Source organism: uncultured Gimesia sp., from assembly GCF_963972345.1.
Classification (GTDB): domain Bacteria; phylum Planctomycetota; class Planctomycetia; order Planctomycetales; family Planctomycetaceae; genus Gimesia.
The window spans coordinates 1-8,102 of the sequence record NZ_CAXAVM010000265.1; the positions used below are offsets into that span (position 1 = coordinate 1).

The following is an 8,102-nucleotide window of genomic DNA, read 5'->3' on the forward strand; positions in this document are numbered from 1 at the left end:
AACCGTAGCGAGGCCAACACCTGCTTATAGGTTCCCCAGGCGACTTGCCGTTCCTGGACCAGATACAGCAGATAAGTCCGGATGGCCTCTGGTCCCAGGACTTCCGGGCTTTTACCGAAGTGCCGGGCAAAGCGGGATATGTTGTCGACGTAAAGATTGATCGTTTTCGGAGACAGGTTCCGCAGTTCCATGTCCTCGATCATGCGCTGCCGCAGTGGAGTCATCACTGGACCTTTCGTGAAACAGAGATTTCAGAGACCGGGAAGGTACTGAAACTATGCCTCACAAATGGCGGAAGCGCAAATCGGAATATTCGGAACAGGCCGTACAGACGGACCTGGGTACCTACGTGTGCTTTACGGTCCGGGGGGACGAGCCCTCAGCGGAAGGATCAATCACAGTTGCCGATCCCAGGCCTACCGCGAAGCGGTTTAGTTCAATAAATAGGGAATATTTAGCATTCAGGACGCTATTCTATGGCCATTTCATCGTCCTGACTGCTCGATTACAGGGCGCCCGTTAGCGAAAACCGCTCCCATCGGTGAAGGATAGTACGGGCTTTTTCTGGTTTTCGAAAAATTTTCTACGGTCCCGCCATTTTTTCTTTCAATGTCGCACGCTGCGACAATTGTGCGACATTCCATTTTTATGCTCAGCACTCGTACCACCTGCGACTTGTATTTGAAGTCTTCGACGTTCGAAGAAATATGTCTGTTGGCTGGGTGGCAAAACCTCTTTTAAGGAGTGCTTTCATGTTAAAGCCAAACTACAAAACTAAGGTAACTCGGACACGTGAGCAGATTGCTCAAGAACGCGAGGATTTAGTACTTAAGACAGCGGGAGAAATTGATGCGATCGTGGCAGAATACCACGCCAAACTTCCTCGCAAACAAGCAGAATCGATAGGGGCCGCTTATGCGAGATTTTCTTCCCGCTTTCAGGAATCGATTGCTGATCAGATTCGCGTTATCTTTGAGGCAGCGATCAAAGCTGGAATTTTCATACCACGCGAAAAAATCTTCTATGATTTGGCTGTGAGCGGCAAGAAAGAACGCCGTTCCGGGTTTAACCAGCTAAAAGAGGCCATTGAAAATAAAGAGTTCGAAGTTCTCCTGGTATTTACGACGTCCCGGCTGTATCGCAAAAACTACAAATCAATGCAGTTTGTTGAAGAAGAACTGGTAGAACGCGGGCTTCGTGCCATTTTTGTGAAGTCGGGACTGGACACAGCAGATGGAGATAACTGGAGAATGATGCTCCAGATGTACTCTTTTCTGGATGAAATCTATGCAGGAATGCATAGCGCTCATATACAGGCAGCACATGAGACTTTGTTTCTGCAAGGGATGGTCTGTACTTCACTTTCGTTGGGTTATACGGGGCAAGATGTTCCAGGTCAATTTACCAAACAAAAGCGACCGCGACAGAAGATAGTCATAGATCCAGAAACGGCCCCCTGGATCAAAAAAATCTTTGATTGGTATGTGGCAGGTAAAAGTATGGACCGTATTGCTCAAGACCTGAATGGTGATCCCAATGCACCTGCTCCCAATAAATCCTTAACAGGCATCTGGACGCATGAGCTGGTACGAAAGCATTTGATGCGTCCAGCCTACCGGGGATTTTGGTGTTATGGTGCAAAAGAGACCGAATGGTTGAGCAAAAAGGATTATGCCAAACAGGTCGAACGCGATGAGCCCCTCAAGTCACAGCAGTTTGAATATCTACGGATCATTTCAGACGAGCAGTGGTACCGGGTCCAGGACCTTCTGGCAAACGAAAAGCAAAAATCCGGTCGAAAGCCCTTGGGTAAAGTTCAAGAGGCAAGGCCGCGTTTGTTACGGCAACTTTTTGTTTGCCCTGAGCATGGTCGTAAGCTCGTCGTAGGGGGCCCATACGGCCGGAGCCTGCTTTGTCCATTATGTCGTGCTACTAAAGCTGAGGATCGCCCCCTATATACGCATCTCAACCGGGAGCTTGCGTTACAATTAACGTGTGAAAAACTTGTAGAATTGATCCGATCTGATTCTGAGCTGGTGCTGGAAATCATCGTTGCCTGTCAGCAGGCGGCTGAATCGGTTCAAAAGCCTGATCCAGAACGTTTAAGTCAATTACGCTCTGAAGCGAAAAAGCTGATGAGTAAAATTGAGTTCAATCGTCGTTCTCCAGGTGAATCACCAGCAGAGCAGAAACAGACAGAACTGCTTCTGAAAGAGCTACGGGGCCAGTACTCGGCTGTTTCAGTAGAACTGGCTTCCCTGGAAACAGCACAAACTCAAGGTGTCGTTGTACCGACAGCTGAGGATGTCACTGCTTTACTTGATGAATTTGGCAATTTAATCGCATCCGCTTCATTTTCTGAAGATGAATCTGATTTCCGAATCGCCCGCCGTATCATCGATCTGCTGACTGGAGGTCAAATAGACCTATATCAGATGGGGGAGCGCAGACAGAATAAAGGGTGGTTACAGGGCCGGTTCGTTGTGGATGTAGTTTCTGCCGTCTCCAGTCAGCTGACAGGTATGACTGCCGATGCAGAACAGCGGCAGGGCAAAGAAGTGATTATCGACTATAAAGCAGAAAAGCTGATCGATAGACAGGCTGAAGCAGCAAAGGCCCTCTCTGATGAGGGGCTGCTCTGTAAGCAGATAGCCAAAGAGATGGGTAAGTCACGTAGTTACATTACGGTTCTTATCAAGCACTGGTTTCGGTCTCGCGGACTGCCTGTCCCTGACGGACGTCGACGTCGTAAGCAACTGCCTAATAAACAGGATAAGTTGCCGCTTTACCGGCAACTGGCCGATGAAGCTGTGCAGTTGGCAGATCAGGGGCTGCCTTATCTTGTGATCGCCAGAAAACTGAAGACGAATGATACTATCATCGGTAAAGCGATTTCATGGTGGCATACTTCACGAAACCTTCCCGTTCCCACGGCGGACGACCGTCGTAAAAAAACATTATCAAAAGCAAAGGAGCTTTATGAACAAGGTATACTTATTAAGGATATGGCACCCGACTTTGATTACGGCCCACGAGGCCTGACACTAGCGCTGAGGAAGTTTTACGCCGAATTGGGAGAAACCATGCCAGACGGTCGCTCACGACGCGGTAATGCACGGTCTGGTGAGCCGGTGAATGGCAATTCTAAAAACTGATATGTGCCCAGCTGATTCTTAGAAAGGAGAATTTATAGAAAGATGTTTTTGCGGCCGCTGGTCGCACTGTGACATTTCGTGTTGAACTTGCCCGATATTGGATTTCATTTCTTATCGGGCTTTTTTTATGTATTCATGTAAAAAGGAGATGTGAATGAAACAGAAGATACATTCTACATCCCAAGTCAAATCTGCAGAGCCGGGAGTCAAGAATGATCTTGTTGACAGGCGTCAAGAACTGGCTCAGTTGATTGGGCACCTGATTGCTCGTATCTGGTTGAAAAACCAACATCCAGCAGATTTTGATGCCAGGGATGCCACAGGTTCAGCGGATAAGCCGATCTAAAAATAGCAAATCGAAACTAAGGTGTATTGACGATGCAACAAACATGTCAAAACTTAGGGTCAGTGGAAACAACTGTAAAATCCAATGCATTGATACCAGCCATCGGCAAATCCGAACTTCATCATTGTGGCAGCCAGCCTCCCAGTTCATTCCAGGGGAAAACACACAAATCCTCTTTGATCGAATTGATAAAGTCAAGAAAGGAGATCAATGCTAACGAGACAAGAAATCATGTTGATCAGAGCTGCCCTGCAGTTCTGGTGTGAAGAAATGGATCTCGAAGATTCAAATCTGCTCACAATTTATGCCGGTGATCCCGCAGTAAATCAGAAATGGGAGCAGGAAGATATCCAACGGCTGCAGACTCAGCTTCTGACAGCGCGACTACGGTATGCTGTATGCCAGCATGATGCGACAACGGTAAAGAATCCCCGTCTGTTTGAAAACCCGGCAGATGCAATACTGGAAAAAAACGACGACTCTGACCAACTGGGAGTCGTCCTGGTTGCTGAACCAGAGGTCTAAACTCCCTCAAACCCCATCCATCAGTTCTGCCAGGCTGATTTCGAGTGTATCGGCGATCCGTTCGATATTCCGTAATGAAAGATTTCGTTCCCCCCGTTCGATCCCGCCGACGTAAGTCCGGTCCAGCTCACAGGCATAAGCAAAATTCTCTTGAGAGTAGCCTTGCTCTTTGCGCAGTTTGCGGACTCGCTTTCCAAATCTCATCAATATGTCTGCTCGTTTAGTCATACGAGCATTTAACACTTGACAATGACGATAACACCACGGATTATAAGTATCATTATTGAGTGTAAACTTGGACAATCAGAGTGCAGGTATTCAAAAACATTCGCCATTAAAAGAGGAGAAAATCAATGTTGCAACTATCAAGGAGAATCAGCTACACCATCGAAAGCATCATTTCGGTGAATCAAATAATTGCATTTGTATACGTGATACCGTTGGCTCTCACACTTTCGGGATGTGGCGGCGACACAACAGCAAGTAACCTCCCTAAAAACTCAACCCCCTCCAGTAAACCCTTGCCTGAAGAATACCGAGTGCTTGCTTCACACCTCAGTATGGAGATGAAATCTGATCCAGGCCATTTTCGGGATAATCGCGAGATAGCGGAAATTATGGCGGATGTACAGTCCACCTTATTAGACTTACGTGAGATCAAATCGAACGATAAAGAGATTATGTATCTTTCTGATCAAGTCCAAAATGCGAATACCTTATTCTTGAAATGTATTAACAATTTGAACGCCCTGCCAAAGCCTGCCGATGAGGGAACACTGTTTGTAGGTTCGATGCTTGATGGATTCTTTGGTAATTTTTTGGGTAGCTATCACCGTGGCCTTGATGCAGAGGCGAAGCAGAACGCTTTAAATGTAGAATTACAGTCAGCTATTGCCGCAGTCGATCAACTTGAAGCAGCGCTACTGTTGCTTCCCAAAGTTGCTGAAAAGTATTCGGCAACCTTAAGTGATTCGGCTGGTCGTATCGTAGTCGATTTTAATGAGTCCTGGGGAGACTCCGGACCAAATGATTGGCTTGTACTTCAGAACCGTGGGGAAACACTTAAAGATTGTACCATTGTGGTGCAATTGACTGGGGCAAGCGGAAAGGTTCGAAAAAACGTACATTTCCTAGAAACATGGCCAGCTAATACCAGCATGTGGGGGCGATATCAAAGCGGAGAGGAAGTCTTGGGACGAACAGTGGAAAAGACGACTGTCACACACGTGCAAGAATTGGACATTACAATCTATTCACCGCAGTTTGCCACGCAGATTCATTATGTTTATCAGGGAGCGGAAAAAGACAAAGACATTGCTCAAATCTGTAAAGACCTGAGTTTTCAAGGTTCCTACCAACCGTATCAAGCGGGAATAGTCTGGGACACTCAGCGTGGCGTTCAACTTACCTTAAACGGAGTTTCCTTGCTTCCCCAATGTCGAGTTGATGTTGCATTTCGAAAAGGTGACCAATCGAAAGTCTGGTTCTGGAATCATGATTCCTGGATGAAAGGAGAAACAAAGAGTTTTAATACACCAAAGGGAGGACTGGATTTCGATCCAGACAGGATCGACTTCGAAATCTCTTTTCCCTACACTAATTACAAATATAAAACGACGCTCAATGTCGATACGGAATCTGGTAAATGAATTCCCCTTCAAAATTTCATTCAATCGCTCAGACAACCTTTAATATGGTCTCTTGAACATAAAGTTCCACGAAAACGTGATCCATTTCAGGTTTAGGTGGGTTAAGTTCCAGCTACAGAACTTGAAATCTTTTGAGAAAGTTACTTCTGCATAGTGGCTTCACACACTGTATCTAAATTTTGGCTCGAAACGTGTCATGATTAATAGGTGCGCAGCTTAGCTATTGTCACTTACCGTCACCCGTAATTCAAAAACATAATCAGTTAAAACGCCTCGCATTACTTTGGAATGCGGGGCGTTTTGCTTTTCACACAGTTCCCCTTATTAGAAAGAAAGGAGCCTTGCTTGGAATACATGGTTTTAACGTTCGTCTCTGTCGCTCTGTTGCTGTCCGTCGTCGCTTTGATCAAGGAACGGCGGTTGCGGCTGGCGCTACAGGGAATTCTCAGACACCTGATTCAACGCTGGAGGGCACATGGAAAAACAGACTCTGCTAATCACGCTGACACTGATCCTACTGATCGGAGTCAGCTGTAGCCCTGACGAAAACAGCCGTGTGGCCGAACTGGCCACCCAGCAACTGGAACGACAGGCGGATCAAAACCGCCGGATGTCGGAACTGCAGCAGGAAGTCGCCTCGGGGTCACGCGAGCTGGTGGAAGCAGACGCCAACGCCAGACAGGAAATGGTCACTCTGCAGCGCGAGATGCAAACCGAGCGAAACGAGATCGGTCACCAGCGGGATCAGCTGGAGGCAGAACGCCGCGAAATCGCCGACCGCCGAAACCGAGATCCGATCATTGCGGCTGCGATCACCAGGGTGGCGTTTGTCGTGGTCAGTCTGCTGCCCCTGTTGATTTGCTGGCTGTTACTGCAGCAGAAGGTTGAACCGGCAGACAAGAATGAGATCACAGAATTACTATTGGACGATTTGGTCTCATCTGAACCACGGCTGATGCCACCTGCGAAAACAGATCCAGCCAAACTCCGGTTAACGGATTTACTTCAATCTCCTGATAACTCATCTACAGAAAGGGAAACCTGAAATGTCACATATTGTCACCATCCAAACGGAGGTCCGCGACTCTGAGGCATTGGGCCTGGCCTGCCGCCGACTTGAACTGGGAGACCCCGTTCACGAAACCGTCCCGCTGTTTAGTGGGGAAGCCACCGGCTATTGCGTCCGTCTCCCCGACTGGCGGTATCCCGTCGTCTTCGATATCGAGCAGGGCCAGGTTCGATTCGACAACTTTGAAGGACGCTGGGGAGAACCGGCTCAGCTCAATCGACTACTCCAATTTTACGGGGTGGAAAAATGCCGTCTGGAGGCACGCCGGAAGGGACATTCTGTCCTGGAAAACCAGTTGAGCGACGGTTCCATTAAACTCACCATTCAGATCGGAGCAGACCATTGAAAACCATCGACATCATTTTTTCTACCGACGGTCAGTCCCGCATCGAAACCCGCGGCTTTACCGGCTCCCGGTGCAAAGACGCCAGCCGGTTTCTGGAAGCGGCACTGGGAAAGGTCTCTTCAGAACAGCTGACCTCCGAGTACCACCAGAGTGTCCAGCATCAACCCAACCATTTAACACAGGAGAATTAACTTTCGCAAATCAACACATGCAGGTCTTGCCGGACCCGATTCCCGAAGATCCTCAGCCGGTACGTATTCTGGTCGTCGTTGAAGGAGCCCACGATATTGAATTTCTGACCCGCATCTCGACGCTCCTGCATTCGGCACATCCCACACTCCCTGATTTGGCCGCGATGGAATGCGACCGGGAACTCATTTTCGTACCCATCGGCGGCCACCCCCGGGCCTGGCTCAGGCGGTTGGCCCCACTTCAACTGTCAGAATTCCATCTCTATGACGGAGAAATGCCCCCTGAGAGGGAACAGCGGGAAGAGTTTATATCTCAGATCAATCAACGCATCCGTTGTCGTGCTGTGCTGACACGGAAACGGAGTCTGGAGAACTACCTGCATCCGCAAGCCATTCAGGCTGTCGCCGATATCGCTCTCGAATTCGGTGACCATGATTGTGTGGCATCGGAAGTGGCGCAACGGGTATTCGACAGTCGGCATGCTGACTATAGCTGGAAACAGCTAACCCGCCGAATCCGGGTCCGACTCAGAAATCGGGCCAAGCACTGGCTCAACACTAGTGCCGTCGAACAAATGACGGTCCCCCTGCTGCAGGAACGTGATCCCGACGGGGAAATCATCTCCTGGCTGGAGACGATCGGCCAGCTGGCGGAATCCAATTAAGCACACCTCACACCTTCTTTTTACTTCAAACCATCAAGGAAAATCCTATGTTACTATCCGAACGTCTTGCGGAGAACGTACGCGCCTGCTTTACCGGCATCTGGATTCAGAGCCACGAACACGATGAAGCATTGCTGGAAATGTCCCGGCTCTGCC

General features: G+C 48.5%; 10 protein-coding genes. 8 read left to right on the top strand and 2 right to left on the bottom strand.

What is annotated here, in order from left to right:
• Positions 1-224: site-specific integrase (locus AACZ40_RS26825; RefSeq protein ID WP_339676626.1), on the bottom strand; the 224-nt coding region annotated here is incomplete at its 3' end.
• A 528-nt stretch (positions 225-752) separates the two neighbouring features.
• Between AACZ40_RS26825 and AACZ40_RS26830 the strand changes: the two genes are divergently transcribed.
• The 3 genes from AACZ40_RS26830 (at position 753) to AACZ40_RS26840 (ending at position 4,026) form a co-directional block, all read left to right on the top strand.
• Positions 753-3,155: a recombinase family protein gene (locus AACZ40_RS26830; RefSeq protein ID WP_291176357.1), complete on the top strand. Its 2,403-nt coding sequence runs from the start codon at positions 753-755 to the stop codon at positions 3,153-3,155.
• A 154-nt stretch (positions 3,156-3,309) separates the two neighbouring features.
• Positions 3,310-3,501: a hypothetical protein gene (locus AACZ40_RS26835; RefSeq protein ID WP_145187063.1), complete on the top strand. Its 192-nt coding sequence runs from the start codon at positions 3,310-3,312 to the stop codon at positions 3,499-3,501.
• Between the two features lie 210 nt (positions 3,502-3,711).
• Positions 3,712-4,026 carry a hypothetical protein gene (locus AACZ40_RS26840; protein WP_145187065.1) on the top strand — a complete coding sequence of 105 codons (315 nt, stop codon included), beginning with the start codon at positions 3,712-3,714 and terminating at the stop codon, positions 4,024-4,026.
• 6 nt (positions 4,027-4,032) lie between these two features.
• Here the strand turns inward: AACZ40_RS26840 and AACZ40_RS26845 are convergent, their stop codons facing one another.
• Positions 4,033-4,230, bottom strand: coding sequence for a helix-turn-helix transcriptional regulator (locus tag AACZ40_RS26845; RefSeq protein WP_228030378.1), 198 nt, complete (start codon positions 4,228-4,230; stop codon positions 4,033-4,035).
• Between the two features lie 149 nt (positions 4,231-4,379).
• On the opposite strand from AACZ40_RS26845, the gene AACZ40_RS26850 reads away from it, so the two are divergent.
• The 5 genes from AACZ40_RS26850 (at position 4,380) to AACZ40_RS26870 (ending at position 7,946) form a co-directional block, all read left to right on the top strand.
• Positions 4,380-5,675: a hypothetical protein gene (locus AACZ40_RS26850; RefSeq protein ID WP_291176350.1), complete on the top strand. Its 1,296-nt coding sequence runs from the start codon at positions 4,380-4,382 to the stop codon at positions 5,673-5,675.
• A 475-nt stretch (positions 5,676-6,150) separates the two neighbouring features.
• Complete coding sequence (locus tag AACZ40_RS26855; protein ID WP_145187071.1) at positions 6,151-6,720, top strand: hypothetical protein; 570 nt, start codon at positions 6,151-6,153, stop codon at positions 6,718-6,720.
• 1 nt (position 6,721) lies between these two features.
• Positions 6,722-7,090, top strand: a complete 369-nt coding sequence (locus AACZ40_RS26860) for a DUF1257 domain-containing protein (protein ID WP_339676632.1) — start codon at positions 6,722-6,724, stop codon at positions 7,088-7,090.
• Positions 7,087-7,281 (top strand): DUF2997 domain-containing protein, encoded by a 195-nt coding sequence (locus tag AACZ40_RS26865; protein WP_155366329.1) that lies wholly within the window; start codon positions 7,087-7,089, stop codon positions 7,279-7,281. The genes AACZ40_RS26860 and AACZ40_RS26865 overlap by 4 nt, the downstream gene beginning before the upstream one ends.
• A gap of 17 nt (positions 7,282-7,298) precedes the next feature.
• Positions 7,299-7,946, top strand: a complete 648-nt coding sequence (locus AACZ40_RS26870; protein WP_339676639.1) for a hypothetical protein — start codon at positions 7,299-7,301, stop codon at positions 7,944-7,946.
• Positions 7,947-8,102: the final 156 nt, after the last annotated feature.